19 protein-coding genes are annotated in these 18,412 nt (G+C 64.0%); 10 read left to right on the top strand and 9 right to left on the bottom strand.

Features of this window, described 5'->3' with window-relative positions; genetic code table 11:
* Positions 1 to 90: 90 nt before the first annotated feature.
* Both ACF8MI_RS12520 and ACF8MI_RS12515 read left to right on the top strand, forming a co-directional pair.
* Entirely contained in the window at positions 91 to 279 is a 189-nt protein-coding gene (locus tag ACF8MI_RS12520; RefSeq protein WP_003253897.1) for a hypothetical protein, read from the top strand.
* A 142-nt stretch (positions 280 to 421) separates the two neighbouring features.
* Entirely contained in the window at positions 422 to 733 is a 312-nt protein-coding gene (locus tag ACF8MI_RS12515) for a hypothetical protein (RefSeq protein ID WP_060498990.1), read from the top strand.
* Positions 734 to 779: 46 nt separating this feature from the next.
* On the opposite strand, the gene ACF8MI_RS12510 is transcribed toward ACF8MI_RS12515, so the two are convergent.
* Entirely contained in the window at positions 780 to 1,112 is a 333-nt protein-coding gene (locus tag ACF8MI_RS12510) for a hypothetical protein (protein ID WP_003253895.1), read from the bottom strand.
* A 301-nt stretch (positions 1,113 to 1,413) separates the two neighbouring features.
* The gene (gene ampC / locus ACF8MI_RS12505) at positions 1,414 to 2,556 is read right to left on the bottom strand and encodes a class C beta-lactamase (RefSeq protein WP_060498991.1); all 1,143 of its coding nucleotides are present in this window, start codon (positions 2,554 to 2,556) and stop codon (positions 1,414 to 1,416) included.
* A gap of 119 nt (positions 2,557 to 2,675) precedes the next feature.
* Between ampC and ACF8MI_RS12500 the strand changes: the two genes are divergently transcribed.
* On the top strand, positions 2,676 to 3,668 hold the full coding sequence (locus tag ACF8MI_RS12500; protein WP_392517551.1) for a bile acid:sodium symporter family protein: 993 nt from the start codon (positions 2,676 to 2,678) through the stop codon (positions 3,666 to 3,668).
* Positions 3,669 to 3,715: 47 nt separating this feature from the next.
* Here ACF8MI_RS12500 and ACF8MI_RS12495 read toward each other — a convergent pair whose 3' ends face one another.
* Complete coding sequence (locus ACF8MI_RS12495) at positions 3,716 to 4,309, bottom strand: DUF4157 domain-containing protein (RefSeq protein WP_060498993.1); 594 nt, start codon at positions 4,307 to 4,309, stop codon at positions 3,716 to 3,718.
* The gene (locus ACF8MI_RS12490; RefSeq protein ID WP_156866679.1) at positions 4,296 to 4,859 is read right to left on the bottom strand and encodes a TetR/AcrR family transcriptional regulator; all 564 of its coding nucleotides are present in this window, start codon (positions 4,857 to 4,859) and stop codon (positions 4,296 to 4,298) included. The genes ACF8MI_RS12495 and ACF8MI_RS12490 overlap by 14 nt, the downstream gene beginning before the upstream one ends.
* Positions 4,860 to 4,948: 89 nt before the next feature.
* On the opposite strand from ACF8MI_RS12490, the gene ACF8MI_RS12485 reads away from it, so the two are divergent.
* Complete coding sequence (locus tag ACF8MI_RS12485; protein ID WP_060498995.1) at positions 4,949 to 5,680, top strand: SDR family oxidoreductase; 732 nt, start codon at positions 4,949 to 4,951, stop codon at positions 5,678 to 5,680.
* Between the two features lie 30 nt (positions 5,681 to 5,710).
* Positions 5,711 to 6,310: a 2-hydroxychromene-2-carboxylate isomerase gene (locus ACF8MI_RS12480; RefSeq protein WP_060498996.1), complete on the top strand. Its 600-nt coding sequence runs from the start codon at positions 5,711 to 5,713 to the stop codon at positions 6,308 to 6,310.
* Positions 6,311 to 6,360: 50 nt separating this feature from the next.
* On the opposite strand, the gene ACF8MI_RS12475 is transcribed toward ACF8MI_RS12480, so the two are convergent.
* The 4 genes from ACF8MI_RS12475 to ACF8MI_RS12460 form a co-directional block, all read right to left on the bottom strand.
* Positions 6,361 to 6,906 carry a cupin domain-containing protein gene (locus ACF8MI_RS12475; protein ID WP_003248033.1) on the bottom strand — a complete coding sequence of 182 codons (546 nt, stop codon included), beginning with the start codon at positions 6,904 to 6,906 and terminating at the stop codon, positions 6,361 to 6,363.
* An 81-nt stretch (positions 6,907 to 6,987) separates the two neighbouring features.
* Positions 6,988 to 8,193, bottom strand: coding sequence for an MFS transporter (locus tag ACF8MI_RS12470; protein ID WP_104834819.1), 1,206 nt, complete (start codon positions 8,191 to 8,193; stop codon positions 6,988 to 6,990).
* Positions 8,194 to 8,275: 82 nt separating this feature from the next.
* The gene (locus ACF8MI_RS12465; protein ID WP_104834817.1) at positions 8,276 to 8,809 is read right to left on the bottom strand and encodes a cytochrome b; all 534 of its coding nucleotides are present in this window, start codon (positions 8,807 to 8,809) and stop codon (positions 8,276 to 8,278) included.
* Positions 8,806 to 9,858, bottom strand: coding sequence for a catalase family peroxidase (locus ACF8MI_RS12460; RefSeq protein WP_104834816.1), 1,053 nt, complete (start codon positions 9,856 to 9,858; stop codon positions 8,806 to 8,808). Before ACF8MI_RS12460 ends, ACF8MI_RS12465 begins: the two co-directional genes overlap by 4 nt.
* Positions 9,859 to 9,981: 123 nt before the next feature.
* Here ACF8MI_RS12460 and ACF8MI_RS12455 point away from each other — a divergent pair, with 123 nt between their 5' ends.
* Positions 9,982 to 10,503 carry a sigma-70 family RNA polymerase sigma factor gene (locus ACF8MI_RS12455; protein ID WP_104834814.1) on the top strand — a complete coding sequence of 174 codons (522 nt, stop codon included), beginning with the start codon at positions 9,982 to 9,984 and terminating at the stop codon, positions 10,501 to 10,503.
* Positions 10,500 to 11,252, top strand: coding sequence for an anti-sigma factor (locus ACF8MI_RS12450; protein ID WP_104834813.1), 753 nt, complete (start codon positions 10,500 to 10,502; stop codon positions 11,250 to 11,252). The genes ACF8MI_RS12455 and ACF8MI_RS12450 overlap by 4 nt, the downstream gene beginning before the upstream one ends.
* A gap of 61 nt (positions 11,253 to 11,313) precedes the next feature.
* On the opposite strand, the gene xthA is transcribed toward ACF8MI_RS12450, so the two are convergent.
* Positions 11,314 to 12,126, bottom strand: coding sequence for an exodeoxyribonuclease III (gene xthA / locus ACF8MI_RS12445; RefSeq protein ID WP_060499002.1), 813 nt, complete (start codon positions 12,124 to 12,126; stop codon positions 11,314 to 11,316).
* A 162-nt stretch (positions 12,127 to 12,288) separates the two neighbouring features.
* Between xthA and ACF8MI_RS12440 the strand changes: the two genes are divergently transcribed.
* Genes ACF8MI_RS12440 through ACF8MI_RS12430 form a run of 3 tightly spaced genes read left to right on the top strand, consistent with a single transcriptional unit; the run spans position 12,289 to position 18,405 of the window.
* Entirely contained in the window at positions 12,289 to 12,939 is a 651-nt protein-coding gene (locus ACF8MI_RS12440) for an N-acetyltransferase (RefSeq protein ID WP_019097051.1), read from the top strand.
* A 52-nt stretch (positions 12,940 to 12,991) separates the two neighbouring features.
* Positions 12,992 to 14,734: an autotransporter assembly complex family protein gene (locus ACF8MI_RS12435; protein WP_200928464.1), complete on the top strand. Its 1,743-nt coding sequence runs from the start codon at positions 12,992 to 12,994 to the stop codon at positions 14,732 to 14,734.
* A complete protein-coding gene (locus tag ACF8MI_RS12430) occupies positions 14,731 to 18,405 on the top strand; it encodes a translocation/assembly module TamB domain-containing protein (RefSeq protein ID WP_104834811.1) in 3,675 nt (1,224 codons plus the stop codon). The genes ACF8MI_RS12435 and ACF8MI_RS12430 overlap by 4 nt, the downstream gene beginning before the upstream one ends.
* Positions 18,406 to 18,412 lie beyond the last annotated feature (7 nt).

The following is an 18,412-nucleotide window of genomic DNA, read 5'->3' as shown; positions in this document are numbered from 1 at the left end:
AAATGACCAGCTAGTCTCATTCTCACAGGCCGCGTTTCCTGGGCAGCTCTTCTGGTTGCCGACGCGACCGCCACTGGAGGGAGACAGGGCATGAGCGAATCCTTTTTCGAAGACCTGAATGACGCGTTCCCGATCAACAGCCAGGTGCGTTGCGGTCAGGCGGCCTTTCGCCTGGGCTTCGCCCACATGACGCTGGATGATTCCGAACAGCTCCAGCCTGCACACCTGCAGCGCAGCAAAAAAGGCCGCTTCATGCCGCGGGTTCCGCTGAAGAAGTGATCCCGCCCCCGTACATGATCCCGCTGAATGGCGGGGTTTTTATTGCGCTTTGTTGACCCGCCTCATGGCATTGCCGGGTAGCACTCGCCGGCTGGCCGAGGTTGTGGTTTTCTGGCGGGGCATTCCAGTAACGGAGGATTGAATGCTCATGCGAGTCAGGGAACAGACCTATTGGCAGTGGGCCGACGCCCAACTGCACAGCCGCAGCCACGATGAAGCCCTCAGTGACGGCACCACGCTGGATGTGCAGGTGCGCCTGTCGCGCCTGGGGGCCACTCAGCTGTTTTTGGGGTTGTATGCTGGAGATGGGCGCGCACTGTTGGAGGAGTACTACCCGACACGGCCGGGCGAGACCATGACCCGCGCCTTGGTATGGGGTGTCGACCGCGCCAGGGCGATGGCAACCGGTGCCTTGCCCTTGCCAGAAACCTGCAGCCAGCGGCGCCAGGCATGAAAAAGCCCGGCCAAAGAGGGCCGGGCTCAGGTAAAGGCGGGAACCCTCAATTGAGCGGTTCGATCACCTTGACTGCCTGCTGCTCACGGGCAGCGGGCCATTCTTGTTGCAGGGTCTGCAGCACGCGGCCAACGAACTCGGTGTCTGCGGCGGCCTTCTTGCCAACGTAGCCCTGGCCACGGCGGTAGACCTTGAAGCGTGCACGCATGCTGGGCAGGTGCTCTTCAAATTCATCTTCGACGGTGTTCGGTGGCAGGCGGTCGAGGCGCACTTCACCGGTTTGGCTGACCCACAGCAGGTGGTCGTCAAGGCTGTCTTTGCGCACGGCGAACAGCTGGGCCAATTGGTCGATAGTCGGATTGTTGTTCAAGTTCATCATAAAGCCCCCATTACCCATTCGTAGGTGATTTTCACAGTTGGCGCTACCACGGTGTAGCGCACTACCAAGGCTGCTACAGCAGCATCGCAACAGGGGCTTTCTCACGCTGCCTTTTGGACAGTTTCCCTCTCCACGGACGGCCTGCGTTACCGCGCAGGCCGTCTGGAACACCCTTGCCACCGCTCCCGATCGGGGAGACGGCTTCATCATGCACAAGGGCGATGAACGGCGTCAACCATTTTGTAGTGAATATTTTCTGGCACTACATTTCTGTCGTTTTGTTTGACAATCGCTGCTTGTACTAAAGGCTGGACAGTATCTCGAAGGCGGCGCGCACCCGCGCTTCGTTCGGGTAGTTTCGGTTGGCCAGTAACACGATCGCCAGCTGTTCGGAAGGCACGAACGCGGCGTAGGCACCAAAACCGTTGGTTGAACCGGTCTTGTTGTACCAGGCAGCCGGCTGGGCGGGCAGGGCCGGTTGCAAGCGTGTGGTTGCTTGGGGTTCACGGATCAGCCGCGGGCTGTTGCCATCGACCAGTGTGGCCAGGGTTGCCGGGTAGGCGTAGCGTTCCCACCCCAGGCCCTGCGTCATGGCGCCGACCTGGAAGTAGCCTTGCTGGGTGATGTCGATGGCTTTCACCAGTGCCGGTGGCAAGCCTTCAGGCTGCATCTGCAGGCGCACGTAACGCAGCAAGTCGCTGGCACTGGTCTTGATGCCGTAGGCTTCGTCGGCGTACGGGCCGGGGCCGACGCGCACCGGTTTTCCGGCGGCATCGTACCCTTGGGCATAAAGGCCCTGGGCGCTGGCCGGGATGTGCAGGTAGGTGTTCTCCAGGCCCATTTTCGGCAGCAGGCCTTCGGTCATCAGTGTGGCAAACGGCTGGTGCTGCGCGCGGGCGGCAAGGTCACCAAACAAACCAAGGCTAGGATTGGAATAGCAGCGTTGCGTACCGGGCTTGGCGTGGGGCTGCCAGTGTCGGAAGAAATCGACGACCTGCTGCGACGTCTGCACCGCATCCGGGAACTGCAAGGGCAGGCAGTCGGCACTGTAGGCGCCCAGTTCCAGCACCGTGGCGTCGCCGATGGGCGTGCCGGCCAGCGCCGGGTGGTAGCGTTTGGCCGGCGCGGTGAGGTCCAGCTGGCCCTCGGCACTGGCCAGTGCCGCCAGGGTGGCGGTGTAGGTCTTGCTCAGCGAACCGATCTCGAACAGCGTGTCACGGCTCACCGGCACGTTGTCGGCCTTGCTGGCCACGCCGTAGCTGAAGTAGTGCGCGTGGTCGCGGGCGTAGATGGCCACGGCCATGCCGCTGATGCCTTGCGCCTGCATCAGTGGGCGGATGATACGGTCTACCTTGGCTTGCAGCTGGTCATCGGCCTGGGCGCCAGCATGGCCCAAGGTGAGGGTAATGGCGGCAGCAAGCGCGGCCAGGCGGGAGAGGGGCATGGTGGGGTCCTTTTGTGGCGCGTGTCCGTTGAGCGATACCGGTGGGGGTTCCGGCGTTAGCGGCGAAAAGCCGCAGACCTTATCGTTTGCCCTTGCACAATGACAAGATGGACACAGTGATGAAGTATTTGCGCATGTTATTCGACAATTTCACCCTGGCCTTGCTCGGGGTGGTGCTGATTGCCACCGTGCTGCCTTGCTCAGGGGATGGCGCAGTGTATTTCGGCTGGCTGACCAACCTGGCCATCGGCCTGCTGTTCTTCCTGCACGGCGCCAAGCTGTCGCGCGAGGCGATCATTGCCGGTGCCGGGCACTGGCGCCTGCACCTGCTGGTGTTCTCCTGCACGTTCGTGCTGTTCCCGATGCTGGGCCTGGCCTTCAAGCCGCTGTTCGTGCCGCTGGTGGGCAATGAACTGTACCTGGGCGTGCTCTACCTGTGTGCCTTGCCGGCTACCGTGCAGTCGGCCATCGCGTTCACTTCGCTGGCCCGTGGCAATGTGCCGGCGGCCATTTGCAGTGCTGCCGCATCCAGCCTGCTGGGCATCTTCCTTACCCCGTTGCTGGTGATGCTGCTGCTGGGCGCCAGTGGCGACACCGGCTCCGGCCTGGATGCCGTGCTGAAGATCACCTTGCAACTGCTGGTGCCGTTCGTGGCGGGGCAGATTGCGCGACGCTGGATCGGCGCCTGGGTCAAGCGCAATGCTCGTTGGCTCAAGGTGGTGGATCAGGGCTCGATCCTGCTGGTGGTGTACACCGCCTTCAGCGAGGCAGTTGTCACCGGGCTGTGGCACATGGTATCGCCGCAGCACCTGGCCGGGTTGTTCGCCGTGTGCGGGATTTTGCTGGCGGTAGTGCTGTTTGGCACGCGTCTGCTTGGCAAGGTGCTGGGCTTTGGCCTGGAAGACCGTATCACCATCCTGTTCGCCGGCTCCAAGAAGAGTTTGGCGACCGGCGTGCCGATGGCCCAGGTGTTGTTCGTGGGCAGCGGCATTGGTGCGATGATCTTGCCGCTGATGCTGTTCCATCAGATCCAGCTGATGGTCTGCGCGGTGTTGGCGCAGCGTTATGCCAGCCGAGAGCAAGTGGCAGAAGAGGCATCGGTGGCGTCCTGAAAAACCAAGCGCAGCGGGCGTGCCCACAGCGTCGCGCACCGCTGCTGCTATCTGGCCTGGCCCGAGCCGCGTTCGCGCAGTGCCTTGCCCACCTCGGCCTCGATCTTGTAGGCCGGTCCCTCCAGGTCGTCGTAGTTGCGCGTATAGCGCCGGGCGAATTCCTCTACCCCCAATTCCTGATATTGCTGCACATGCTTGAGCTCATGCGCCCACAGGGCCACGTTGTTCTCGGCATCGTCGGCCCGCCGGAAGATGATCGTGTCGATCAGCGTCACAGCGTTCACATCAGGGTTCTGCAACACTGCATTGGCCGCGCTCATTTGCTGTTCGTCACCCACCCGGAAGCGCGCTGCGTCAAGCACGGCAAAGTTGTACCAGGGTTCGAGTTGCGCCCGGATATGCAGCGGGATCGGCTCGACGCCGTTGGCGGTGGCATCATCCCTGGCCTGGCGCAAGGCGAACGTCAGGCTGGAGGACGCCATGACCTCCACATCCTTGAGAATCTGGCCGGCCTGACCCGGGTCTATCGGCGCACAAAAACACCCCATCAGGCACACCTGGTATTGCCCGGGTGGGCACGCTTGTTCGGCAAGCGCGGGCAGCGCCAGTGTGAGGCCCAGCAGCAGGCTAATCCGCTTCATGCAGGGCCTTTTCGACAAACTGGCGGCTTGCGTCCAGCACCTGCGACTGCACACCCTCAGTGGCCAGCATGCGCCCGACCATCAACGCACCGACGCATTGGCTGATGAGCACCCAGGCCAGTTGATCATCCTCCAGTGTTGCACGCCAGGCCTGGTGAAGGCTGACCAGCCAGTGCTCGGCCTCTTCGCGCACGGGCGCGGCGGCCCGGGCGATTTCCACACCCAGCGGCGGCAGCGGGCAGCCACCCTCGGCATTGTGCAGGTGGGCCAGGCTCAGGTACTGCTGTAAGCAACGGCCCAGCCGCTCGCGGCTTGCGCCCGAACTGGCCAGGCGTGCCAGTGGGCTGTTGCACAGCTCCTGGCGTACCACTTCGGTGAACAGGTCATCTTTGGACGGGAAGTGGTTGTAGAAGGCGCCGCCGGTCAGGCCAATCGCTTTCATCAGCCCGGCCACGCCGGTGCTGGAAAAACCTCCCCGCTTGGCCAGCGCGCCGCTGCTGGCCAACAGCCGTTCGCGGGTTTGCTGTTTGTGTTCATTGGAGTAGCGCATTCACATGCCTCTGCCGGCGGGCTTGACGATGACCGCGATCTTAACATAGCGTTCGTTTACTAAACGATCATTCACCAATGGAAGCAGGCATGGCAGAACAACAAAAAGTAGTGCTGGTGATTGGTGCGGGCGACGCCACTGGGGGTGAGATTGCCAAGCGCTTTGCCCGCGAGGGTTATGTCGCTTGCGTGACCCGGCGCCAGGCCGAAAAACTGCAACCGCTGCTGGAGGAAATACGCGCTGCCGGTGGCCAGGCCCATGGGTTTGGTTCTGATGCGCGCAAGGAGGATGAAGTGGCCGCGCTGGTGGAGACTATCGAACGTGATATTGGCCCTATCGAGGCGTTTGTCTTCAATATCGGTGCCAATGTTCCCTGCAGCATCCTTGAAGAAAGCCCGCGCAAGTACTTCAAGATCTGGGAAATGGCCTGCTTTGCCGGTTTTCTCACGGCTCAAGCAGTTGCCCGGCGCATGGTCCAACGTGAGCGTGGCACCCTTCTGTTCACTGGCGCCACCGCTGGCACGCGTGGTGCAGCCGGGTTCGCCGCTTTTGCCGGGGCCAAGCATGGCTTGCGTGCCCTGGCCCAGAGCATGGCGCGCGAGCTGGGGCCACGGAATATTCATGTCGCGCATGTGGTGGTAGACGGGGCCATCGACACGGCCTTCATCCGTGACAGCTTCCCCGAGCGTTACGCCCTCAAGGACCAGGATGGCATTCTCGACCCCGCGCACATCGCCGACAGCTACTGGTTCTTGCACGCCCAGCCGCGAGACGCCTGGACATTCGAACTGGACCTGCGCCCCTGGATGGAACGTTGGTAAGCCCCTCTCACCCAGCAAGGACCGAAACCCATGCACAACACTGTCGATTTCTATTTTGACCTGGGCAGCCCGGCCAGCTACCTGGCCTGGACGCAACTGCCGGGCCTGTGCGCTCGCCAGGGGGCCACACTGCGCTACCGGCCAATGCTGCTGGGAGGGGTGTTTCAAGCGACTGGCAATGCTTCGCCGGCCATGATCCCGGCCAAGGGCCGCTATATGTTCACCGACCTGGCGCGCTTTGCCGCACGTTATGGCGTGCCGTTCGGCATGCCGCCGGGGTTCCCGGTCAATACGCTGAGCTTGATGCGCGGCGTTATGGGCACCCAGCTGCATTCACCGGAGCGGTTCGAGCCATTGCTGTCGGCGCTGTTCAATGGGCTGTGGGCGCAGCGGCGTAACCTGGGCGACAGCGCCGTTCTGGATGAAGCACTGACAGCGGCAGGCTTCGATCCACAGGCTTTTCACGCACTGACGGCTGACGGTGACGTGAAGGCGGCGCTCAAGCAGGCGACCGAGGCGGCTGTGGCGCGTGGGGTGTTTGGTGCGCCGACCTGTTTTGTGGGTGAGGCGATGTTCTTTGGGCAGGACCGCCTGGACTTTGTCGAGGAAGCGCTGTTGCACACAACGTGAAAGCTGCCGCTATCACTGTGGGGGCGGGCAAGCCCCCACACATCGAACAGTCAGAAGTTCGCCGGAGTGTTGGCGCTGATGATCTCGGCCTCGTCCGGGCCAATGTTCTTGAAACTGTGCGGCAGGGTAGTGGGAATGTAGTAGCCATCGCCCGAGTTGAGGACGCTGACCTGGCCATCGACCCACAGCTCCACGGTGCCGCGAGTGACCAGGCCACATTCTTCGCCCTCGGCATGCACGATCGGCTCGCCCGAGTCGGCGCCGGGGGCATACAGTTCACGCAGCATGCGCATCTGTCGGCCTTCGACACTGGCACCGACCAGCAACATGCGCAGACCGTTACGGCCCAGGTCGGGCTGTTCGCCACCCCGGAACACGTAGCGCTCTTCACGCACCGGCTCGTCGAAACTGAAAAACTCCGCCAGGCTCATGGGAATGCCTTCAAGCAGTTTTTTCAGGGAGCTGACCGAAGGGCTGACGCGATTCTGCTCGATCTGCGAGATCGTCGAATTGGTCAGCCCGCTGCGACGGGCCAGTTCCCGTTGGGAGAGGTTGTTGCGTTCACGCACCAGTTTGAGTCGCGTCCCCGTGTCCATAGCCGCCTTGTAATCAGAGGTGTCAATAATAATGAGCGATGCGCATTAAAACACACTCTGCGCGCTTGCGCGCTGTGCTTGTCAAAGCCGCTGTTCACGCGGGATTGGCCACAACCCGACCAGCAACAACAGCACGGCCACGGCCAGGAATGGCAAGCGCGGATCGAGGGCATACACCAAGGTACCTGCCAGTGGCCCGAACACGGCGCCCATGCCTTGTGCCGCGCCAATGGAGCCGGCTGTAGCGCCTTGTTCAGACGCCTGCATGGCATTGGCCGCCAGCGCTGAGAACGACGGGAAGACAAAGCCCATGCCGGCTGCCGCGACGAAGTAGCACGCCCATAGCCAAGGTGCGGTAGCCGCGAGCGAGCCGCAGGCAAAGCCGATGGCCGAAAGCGTGGCGCCTACCCGGATCATCTTCAGCGGTGGCCATTCCAGCTTGCGCAGCAGTATCTGCGACAGCATCAGTGCCACGCCCACGGTAGTCAGCGCGATGCCGGCGGCCTGGGCCGCTTCTGCCGGGCCCAGGTGCAGGCGGTCGAGGGCGAAGAAACCGACGACGATCTGCGACACGGTGACACTGAGCATGGCGCTGAACGCCACCAGCAAGGGCCGACGCAGGCGTGGGTCGCCCAGCCGCACCGGGCTGGGGGCGTGGCTGTGGGGCAGTGCCTGCGGCTTGAGGGTGAACAGCAGCACAAGGAAGGCGCTGGCCGGCAGCAGCGACATGATATGGAATGGCAGGCTCAGACTATGCCGCGCCAGTAGCGCAGCCAGCGCTGGCCCCACCACCAGGCCGACAGCGTTGGCCGCCCCTAGCGAGGCCATGGCGCGCGCGCGTCGCTGTGGCTCGACATGGTCGGCAATCAGTGCGTTGCAGCCCACCGGGATGGCGGCATAGAAAGCGCCGATACAGCCGCGCGCGACCATCAGGCCGAAGAAGGCCAGGGTCGCCCCCGGCATGAAGCGCAGTGCGCCTTCGACGAACAGGCACAACAGCCAGTACGCCAGGGTGAACCCGGCAGTGCCCAGCAACAGAATGCGCCGGCGGCCCAGGCGGTCTGAAGCCCGGCCCCAGGGCCGTGCCAGCAGCACCCAGACCACGCCGGCCACCGTTACGGCGGCGCCGGCCTGCCAGGTGGCCATGCCGAGTTGGCGGGCGATCGGGCCGATCAGGGAGACGAAGGCCATCATCGACATGGTACAGGCCATGTTGGCCAGCAGCAGTGGGCGTAAGTCCAGCGTGCTGGCAGGTAGAAGGGTTGCAGAGTCCTTTGCGACGTTCATGGGCAGTCCAGGTAGTGCGGCAAGTGAAAGCCGGCCATATTAAGGATAATTATCGTTTATCGAGCCCCTGGGCTGCTGCCGGTCAGTCGTTGCGACGCAGGGGGCCAGGCCACATGCTACGCAACACGCCGTCGCGGCGCACCCATGCGTGCATCAAAGCCGCCGCCACATGCACCAGCACCGTGGCGAACAGCAGGTAGCCGGCCCAGCCATGGGCCTGACGCAGCACGGCATACAACTGCAGGTTGTGCGGGGCGATGGCGGGCAAGCCCAGCGGGCGAGGGTAGTCGCCGGCCGACAGCATGGCCCAGCCCAGCAACGGCATGGCCAGCATCAGGGCATAGAGCAACAGGTGCGAGGCCCCGGCGGCCCGGCGCTGCAGTGTCGGCAGCGCCGGCGGCAGCGGCGGGTGAGGCACGGCCAGGCGTACAGCGATGCGCAGCACGACCAGTACCAACAGGGCCAGGCCGGTGGCCTTGTGCAGGCTGACCAGCACGGGGTGGCGCGGCGACAGGTCGGCGACCATGCTTACGCCGATGAACAACATGGCCAGGATCAGCACGGCCATCAACCAGTGCAGCAAACGGGCGAACGGGTGGAAGGCTTCGGGTCTCATGGCTGGGCTCCGGTGCTGAGCGATTCACGGCTGCGGCGATTGAACGATTCCGAATAGGCGGCGGAGCGGGCGGCGAGAATCGGGTCGCCTGACGCCTCGATGCCGTGCGGCAGAATCAGCGGGTCAAAGTTGAGGTCGCGGCAGGCCCCTTGTTCCGGAGCGTCGACCTGCTCCAGCACCAGGGTGCCGGCGTCTACGCTGCGCCGCTCGGTGGGCCAGGGGCGGGCAGGATCGTCCACTGCATCGCCCGGGTCGGCCAGCACCAGGCGCAGCGTCCAGCGCAGCGGGCCTTGGGCCAAGCGTTGCTGCAGGTCGTGTTGCAGGAACTGCTTGTCATCTACTTGGGCGGGCAACGCGGCAAACGCGGCTTGTGGCTCTAGCTGCCAGCGCACCGGGTGGGCCACCCCGGCTGCGTCGATCAGGCGGAAGGCATTGATGCTGTGGTATTGCGTGCTGGCGAAGCTGTCGCTGGGCTTGTAGCTGGCCGCCCATTGGCGAAATGCCGCGCTTTGCGGGTGGGCAGCGAAGAACGCCTGCAGCCTGGCGGGGTCTGGCTTGTGGGTGGTTGGGTCTGGTGCGCCCGCCAGTACTTGCTCGTAGAACTCTTGTGGGGTGCTGACCGCCAGCACTGGCGGGTTGTTCATGCCGGTGCGCCAGACCTGGCCGTCGTCGGTGCTCAGCTGGATCGCCAGGCTGCGTACCGGAATGCCGGTGTCCGGGGCAAACGGGTTGGCACCGCCGATGGCGAAACGGCCGATCACCGGTACCCGCGACTGGCTGAATGCTCGCGCCGTGGACAGCTTGGCGGCCTGCCCGCTGGCCTGGAAGTAGCCGCTGACGCACAGGCCTTTGGCGTGGTTCTTGCGATAGCCCGGGTAATGCCCGGCCTGGGCTTCGAAGGTGTCGATGATGCGCTGCGGCGTCAGCCGGCTTTCGCCGAGCCAGCCGGCGGCATAGGCAAAGCCGGCGCCTGCGGCCAGCATCACGGCGCCGATGGCAGCCAAGCGCAACGCTTTGGCCGGGCCATGCAAGGGTGAGTTCATGGTCATCGTCCGGTTGGGGAATGTGCCGGTACGACGGCTCAGGGAAAAACTTATTCCCTCGGCGGGAATAGAATTTGCCGCCAGGCGTCTGCCTTTTACACTGACAACTTCAAAGGCCGGGACTTTGCCATGCACGATCTGGACGACCACCAGTGGCGCGAGCTGCTGACCCGCCTGCGCCGCTTTGCCGTGTGGCTGACCCGCGAGCCGGGCAGAGCCGACGACCTGGTGCAGGCCACGGTCGAGCGGGCCCTGAGCCGGCGTGACCAGCAACGCGATGCTGATGCGCTGCGCGCCTGGCTGTTCACCATTCTTTATCGGCAGTTTCTCGACGGTAAACGCCGCGAGCGCCTGCATGCGCGCTGGTTGTCCTGGTTTGGCCGCGCCGAGCGCGACGACGAGCCGGTTGGCGACAACCTCGAAGCCATCGTCCTGGCCCAGGCCGACCTGCAGGCGTTCGCCCGGCTGTCGGCAGAGCAGCGCGCCCTGTTGCTGCTGGTCAGCATCGAAGGTTTGAGTTACAAGGAGGCTGCCCAGGCCTTGGGCATTCCCATCGGCACTGTGATGTCGCGCCTGTCGCGCGCGCGCAATGCCTTGCGCGAACTGACCGAGGGCAACCCGCAGCCCCCGGCCTTGCGGAGACTGAAATGACGCGCCTGATCCCCAGCGAAGACGAATTGCACGCTTACGTCGATGAGCGCCTTGGGCCTGTGCGCCGGGCCGAGGTGCAGGCCTGGCTGGTGGCCAACCCACAGGCTGCAGAGCGGGTAGAGGGCTGGCGTGCCGATGGCCGCCGGCTGCGTACCGCGTTGGCCGGGTTTGGCGAAATGCCCGGGGCCGCGCAGCTGGACCTTGGGCAGTTACGGCGGCAATTGCGTCAGCGTCGTCAGCGGCGCTGGGCGACGGCGGCGGTGGTTATGCTGGCGTTGGGAGTGGGAGGGCTGGGCGGCTGGCAAGTGCGCGATGCCACGCTGGCGCGGGTCGACCTGCCCATGGCCGATGCCGTCCAGGCGCACCGCTTGTTTGCCGACAGTCAGGCGCTGGATATCCAGGCCAGCGACCCGGGGCAGTTGCGCGACTGGCTGGGTCGACATTTCAATCGCGTGGGGCAATTGCCGGATTTGGCGGGCTATGGTTTCAAACCAGTAGGCGCTCGCTTGCTCAGCAACGAGCAGGGGCCGGCGGCCCTGCTGGTGTTTGAAGATGGCAAAGGCCAGCGCATCAGCCTGTTCCTGCGCTCACCGGGCGAGCTTTATCGGCGCATGCCGGACGGGCAGCGGGTCGATGGTCAGCTGGAGGCAAGGTATTGGTCGCATGGGGCTTACAACTTTGCCCTGGTCAGCGCGGCGGACGATGTGCGCGGGGCGGGGGTGGGGGAGGCGTTGCGGCTGGGTTTGTGAAGATCAGCTTCGCCGTCAAAATTGCCGGGGCCGCACAGCGGCCCCAGTGCAGCCTTTTAGGTCAGTTCAACTCCAGCCAGATCGGTGCATGGTCCGACGGCTTTTCCATCCCGCGCAGTTCATAGTCCACACCCGCCGCTTTGATCCGTGGCACCAGTTGCTGCGAGGCCATGATCAGGTCGATGCGCAGCCCACGCTTGGGATCGTCCTCGAAACCACGGCTGCGGTAGTCGAACCAGCTGAAGCGGTCGGAGACATCCGGGTAAAGGTGACGGAAGCTGTCGACCAGCCCCCAGCCTTTCAACCGCTCCATCCACTCACGCTCTTCCGGCAGGAAGCTGCACTTGCCGGTCTTCAGCCAGCGCTTGGCGTTGTCCGGGCCGATACCGATATCGCAGTCCTGCGGCGAAATGTTCATGTCGCCCATCACCAGCAGCGGCTGGTCGTTACGGAACTTGTTCTCCAGCAGTGCCTGCAGGTCGCTGTAGAAGCGCTGCTTGGCCGGGAACTTGGTGGGGTGGTCGCGGCTTTCGCCTTGGGGGAAATAGCCATTCATGATGGTGATCGGGTTGCCATCGGCATCGGCGAAGGTGCCCCAGATAAAGCGGCGCTGGGCGTCTTCTTCATCGGTTGCAAAGCCTTTGTGCACGCTAAGCGGTGCCTGGCGCGACAGCAGGGCCACGCCGTAGTGGCCTTTCTGGCCGTGGTAGTGCACGTGGTAACCCAATGCCTGCACGTCGGCCAGCGGGAACTGATCGTCGCTGACCTTGGTTTCCTGCAGGCCGATCACGTCCGGCTGGTGCTTTTCTATCAGCGCCGCCAGCTGGTGCGGGCGGGCCCGCAGGCCGTTGATGTTGAAACAGACGATCTTCATGGAAAGATAATCCCGGTAAAAGGCGCGATGCTAGCCGACATCGCTCGTCATCACCAGCGTGGCGGCCAGGCGAACCTGCTGCTAACGTGCTGTTGGGGGTGAACGAAGCGCGCTGGGGCACCTCCAAGGCACCGTACGCCCATTCCAGGAGGTCTGCCCGCAATGCCCGATACCAACGCCGCCCCGGCCCGTGTCTGCCTGCTTGATGATGGTTACAGCCGCGAGGCGCGTTCGCTGCTGTATAACGCCTACCGCCATGAACCCACCTTTGCCTATATTTTCGAGGCCCAGCGCCCAGGGTATGAGCGGCGCCTGCGGGTGATGGTGCGCGAATGGGTGCGCCAGCATTTCTACCTGCAGTTGCCTGCCATCGGCCTGCTGGTGGAGGACCGCCTGATCGCCCTAGCACTGATCGTGCCGCCGCTGCGCCGACTGGGCGTGGCCGACAGCTGGGCCTGGCGCCTGCGCATGATCCTGGGTACGGGCCCGCGCTGCACGCGGCGCTACATGGACTACCAGGCCGCACTGGCTACCTGCCTGCCCACCGACCAAGTGCATGTACTGCCGTTGCTGGGCGTACACCCGCAGTTTCAGGGTAAGCACTACGGTGAGCAATTGTTACAAGCGGTGCACGACTGGTGCGCGGACGACCCTGGTACCCAGGGTGTGGTGCTGGACACCGGAAACGAGCATTACCTGGCCTTTTACCAGCGTCAGGGTTATGAGGAAATTGGCGAAGTGGCTGTAGGCCCCATCCGGGAAAGGGTGTTCTTCCATCCGAATCCGGTCTCTTCAAATTCCGCTTTTGCCTGAACAGGCTGCCAGGCGGCTCCCTTGAGCGCCTGGCTCTGGTAGCATTCACCGCATGACGTATTCAGGAAGATTGACCTGGGGCCTGGTTTTCTGGGCCGCCAGTTTCGCAGCATGGGGCCAGAGCGAGTTGCTGGTGAAGGTAAAACCGGCCAACAAGGCGCTCAAGGCCAATGTCGAAGGCTATATAGGCACTTTGGGTGACCGCGATGAAGAAGCGCTTTTGCGCTTCAGTCGCGGGGCAGAGGAGCAGGCGCGCAAAGCCGCGCAGGCACTTGGCTACTATCAGGCGCAAATCGATACCGAGGTCAAGCCCGCCAGTGACGCTGACCACTCCCCGCAACTGATCATCCGCATTAACCCCGGCGAGCCGATTCGCTTGCGTAACGTGACCGTGCGCATCGACGGCCCGGCCAGCGAAATGAAGGCCTTCCGCGTTCCCGACAGCAAGGCATTGCGTGCTGGGGAACAACTTAACCATGGCCATTACGAGGATGCCAAACGCCTGATCCAGAACCAGGCATCACGCTACGGCTTCTTCAGCGGCCGCTTTACCCGCCAGCGCCTGGCGGTCGACCCGCAAGCCGGCGTGGCCGATATCGAACTGGTCTACCAAAGTGGCCCGCGTTATCGCCTGGGTGCCGTCACCTTCGGTGGCGACACGCCACTGGACGACGACCTGCTGCACCGCATGGTGTCGTTCAAACCGGGCACTCCCTACGATTCTGAACTGATCGCCGAACTGAACAATGACTTGCAGTCGAGCGGCTATTTTGAAGGTGTGCGCGTGGATGCAGCACCCACCGCCGCGGTGGACGAAGAAGTCCCTGTGGATGTGCGCCTGGAAACCCGCAAACCTCGCACCATGGGCCTGGGCTTGGGCTTCTCGACCGACGTCGGGCCACGCGGCAAGGCCAACTGGACTCGCCACTGGGTTAACCCACAGGGCCACAGCTACGGCTGGGAAACCGAGCTGTCGGCGCCGCGGCAGAACGTTGGCCTGTGGTACGACATTCCCCTCGACCCGCCGCTGACCGACAAGCTGCGCTTCGCCGGTGGCTACCAGAACGAGGAACTTGCCGGTACCGACACCCTCAGCAAACTGTTGACGGTCGGCCCCGAGTGGCACAGCAAGCTGCCCAGTGGCTGGCAGCGGGTGATATCGCTCAAGTACCAGCGCGAGGAATATCGCCTGGGTGACGACTCTGGGTTGAGCAACTTGCTCATGCCGGGCGTCAGCTATTCCTTCCTGCGCAGTGACAACCGTATCGACCCGCATAACGGCTACCGCCTGCAGTTCGATGTACAGGGGGCCAAGGAAGGGCTGGTTTCCGACACCAACCTGTTGCATGGCAACGTGCTGCTCAAGGGCCTGACCACGCTCGGCCACAACCACCGCTTGCTCGGCCGCGTACAGTTCGGCGGCAGTGCAACCAATGGCTTCAAGAACAACATCCCGCCGTCGCTGCGCTTCTTCGCCGGTGGTGACCAGAGCGTGCGTGGCTACGACTACCAGACCCTGTCGCCCAAGAACAGCGACGGTGACCGTATCGGCGGGCGCTACCTGGTGGCCGGCAGTGTCGAGTACCAGTATTCGCTGACCGAGAAGTGGCGGCTTGCAACGTTCGTCGACCAAGGCAACTCGTTCAACAACCTGGAGCTGCCCAGCCTCAAGACCGGGGTGGGCTTTGGTGTGCGCTGGGTGTCGCCGGTCGGGCCGCTGCGCCTGGACCTGGCCAAGGCGCTGGATGACGAAGGGGGCATTCGCCTGCACTTTTCCATGGGGCCTGAGCTTTGAAACGTGTGACCAAATACATTCTGCTGGGTCTGTTCGGGGTCGTCGTGAGCCTGGGTCTGGCACTGGGCCTGCTGGTGGGCACCGAGGCAGGCAGCCGCTGGGCGCTGGGCAAGGTGCCCGGGCTTGAAGTAACTGATTTTCAGGGGCGCCTGGCGGGCAGTTGGCAGGCCAGCAGGCTGCGCTGGGCCGATGGTGGCAGCACAGTAGAGGTGCAGGCACCGCTGCTGGCCTGGTCGCCAGCGTGCCTGATGCGTTCCGCCCTGTGCATTGACCAGTTGCAGGCGCAGCGCATCGACATGGCCTTCGCACCCAGTGCCGAACCGGCCGACAGCGGCCCGCTGCAGCTGCCCGCGTTGCGCTTGCCGTTGGCCATCGAACTGGGTGAGGTCAAGGTCGGCCAACTGCGGCTGGACGGCAGTGACCTGCTGGGCGACTTGCAACTGGCGGCACACTGGACCAGCACCGGCATGCGCATCGACAGCCTGCACCTGCAGCGCGATGACCTGAAACTGACCCTGCAGGGTGACCTGCAGCCCGAGGGTGACTGGCCGCTGCAACTGCAGGCACAGCTGCAGTTACCGGCAGTAGAGGGCAAACCCTGGCAGCTGGCGCTGACCGCCACGGGTGATTTGCAGAAGATCCTTAAGCTGGCAGGCACCAGCAGCGGTTACCTCGACGCCACGTTGAACGGGCAGTTGCAGGCGTTGGCCGAGCACCTGCCCGCAACCTTGCAGATCCGTTCCGAGGCATTCAAACCGGCGGGCGCGTTGCCTGACACTTTGCAGTTGAACCAGCTCAAGCTCGATGCCAAAGGCGACTTGCTCAGGGGTTATCAGCTGTCGGGTACGGCCAGCCTGCCGGCTGAACAGTCGCCGATCGCCTTGGCCTTGTCCGGCCTGGTCGACAGTAAAGGCGCCAGGCTCGATGCGCTTGACCTGACCGCCAGCGACACCCAACGGCTCAAGCTGCAAGCCACGGCCGACTGGCAGCAAGGCCTGAGCGCCGATGCGCAACTGGACTGGCAGGACTTCCCGTGGTTGCGCCTGTATCCATTGGAGACGCCGCCTCAGGTTACCCTCAAGGCCTTCAATACCCAGGTGCATTATCGCGATGGCAACTATCAGGGTACCTTCAAGGGCGACCTTGACGGCCCAGCGGGTGCATTCAGTTTGGCCAGCCCGTTCGAAGGCGACCTAAGCCAGGTGAAGCTGCCGCAGTTGGCGCTGACCGCCGGCCAGGGCAAGGCCGCCGGCAGTGTCGCTGTGCGCTTTGCCGACACGCTGGCCTGGGATGTCGACTTGCAGCTTTCGGCGCTCGACCCTGCCTATTGGCTGGCCGAACTGCCGGGCACGCTGGCAGGGCCGCTGCGCAGCAAAGGCGAGCTGAAAGGCGAGGCGCTCGCCCTTGACGCGCAACTTGACCTGAAAGGCCGTCTGCGTGGCCAGCCGGCAGTGCTCAAGGCTGAGGCGCAGGGGGCAGGGCAGAGCTGGACGCTCGGCGCACTGGCTATCCAGCTGGGTGACAACCGCATCAACGGCAGTGGCAGCCTGCAGCAGCGCCTGGCCGGGCGTATCGACCTCGATTTGCCGCGCCTGGGCCAGTTGTGGCCGAGGCTGCAAGGCCAGGTCAAGGGCCGGCTGGACCTCGCCGGCACCTTGCAGGCCCCGCAAGGTACGCTGACCTTGCAGGGCCAGCGGTTGGCCCAGGCCGAAAACCGCCTGCAGCAGCTGGGCCTGGAGGCCCGGCTGGACAACGCCCAGCGCGGTGTAATCGAACTCAAGGCCACAGGCATCCAGCTTGGCGACACCGCCTTGGGCACACTGCAGGCCAACGGCAAAGGTGACATTCGCCAGCAAGCCTTGACCCTGGCGCTGGACGGCCCGCAACTGAAGCTCGACCTTGGGCTGGATGGCCAGTTGAGCAAGGGTGACTGGCGAGGGCGCCTGGCCAGTGGGCGTATTCAGGCCGGTGGCCAGGACTGGCAGTTGCAGGCGCCGGCACGGCTTCAGCGCCTGGCCAGTGGGCAGTTGGATTTCGGTGCCCATTGCTGGCGCTCCGGCCAGGCCAGCCTGTGTGGTGATGACCAGCGCCTGGCCCCCGAGCCGCGTCTGCGCTACCACCTCAAGCAGTTCCCGCTGGACAGCTTGGCCCAATGGCTGCCGAAGGACTTCGCCTGGCAAGGCCTGCTCAATGCTGATATCAACCTGGACATCCCGGCCAGTGGCCCCAAGGGTACGGTCGTGGTCGATGCCAGTGGCGGCACCCTGCGTGTGAAAGACAAGGACCGCTGGATCGACTTCCCTTACCAGGCCCTGCGCCTGGACAGCACACTGGCCCCGCGGCGCATCGATACGCGCCTGGCGTTTCGCGGCGAGCGCCTGGGTGAGTTGAGCGTCACGGCCCGGCTCGACCCGTTGGGCAAAAACAAACCGTTGTCGGGTGATTTCCGCCTGGCCGGGCTGGACCTGTCGGTAGCCCGTCCGTTCGTGCCGATGGTCGAGCGGCTGGCCGGGCAGCTCAATGGCAGTGGCCGGCTTTCCGGTATGTTGCTGGCGCCGCAGGTCAACGGCAACCTGATGCTCAGTGGCGGCGAAGTCAGCGGCGCCGAACTGCCGGCCAGCCTTCAGGACCTGTCATTGCAAGCGCTGATTGCCGGCGAGCACGTGCAGCTTAACGGCAACTGGCGCAGTGGCGAGGCAGGGCGTGGGCAGTTGAGCGGGAACCTCACCTGGGGCCAGGCACTGGGCATGGACGTGCGCTTGCAAGGCCAGCAACTGCCGGTCACGGTCGAGCCTTATGCCACGCTGGAAGTTGCCCCGGACCTGACCCTGCGCCTGATCGACGACAAGCTGGCGGTTACCGGCAAGGTACAGGTGCCCAAGGGCAAGATCACTGTTCGCGAGTTGCCCCCGTCCACCGTCAAAGTGTCGGATGACACGGTCATCGTTGGCCACCAGACAGAAGAGGGCAAACCGCCCATGGCGATGGCCATGGACATTGACGTCGAAGTGGGCCGCGACAAGCTGTCGTTCAGCGGCTTTGGCCTCACCGCCAACCTGCTTGGCCATGTACACATCGGCGATAACCTCGACACCCGTGGTGAACTGAGCCTGGCAGACGGACGCTACCGTGCCTACGGCCAGCGCTTGACCATCCGCCGGGCGCGGTTGCTGTTCGCCGGCCCGATTGACCAGCCGTATCTGGATATCGAAGCCATCCGCAAGGTTGACGATGTAATCGCCGGTATCCGCCTGAGCGGCAGTGCCGAGCAGCCGACCACCAAAGTGTTCTCGGAACCGGCCATGAGCCAAGAGCAAGCGTTGTCGTACCTGGTGTTGGGGCGCCCGTTGGGCACGTCCGGTGAAGACAACAACATGCTCGCCGAAGCGGCCTTGGGCCTGGGCCTGGCCGGTAGCGCCGGCATTACCGGCAGCCTGGCTTCAAGCCTTGGGATTGACGATTTCCAGCTGGATACCGAGGGTTCTGGCAACACAACCAGCGTGGTCGCCAGCGGCAACCTGACCGAGAAGTTGAGCCTGCGTTACGGCGTAGGCGTGTTCGAGCCTGCCAACACCATTGCGTTGCGCTACAAACTGAGCAAAAAAGTGTACCTGGAAGCCGCCAGCGGGTTGGCCAGTTCTTTGGACATCTTCTACAAACGCGACTTCTGAAGGGGGA

This window comes from Pseudomonas sp. yb_9, assembly GCF_043103635.1.
Classification (GTDB): Bacteria; Pseudomonadota; Gammaproteobacteria; order Pseudomonadales; family Pseudomonadaceae; genus Aquipseudomonas; species Aquipseudomonas monteilii.
This window is presented reverse-complemented; position numbering and strand designations above follow the sequence as displayed.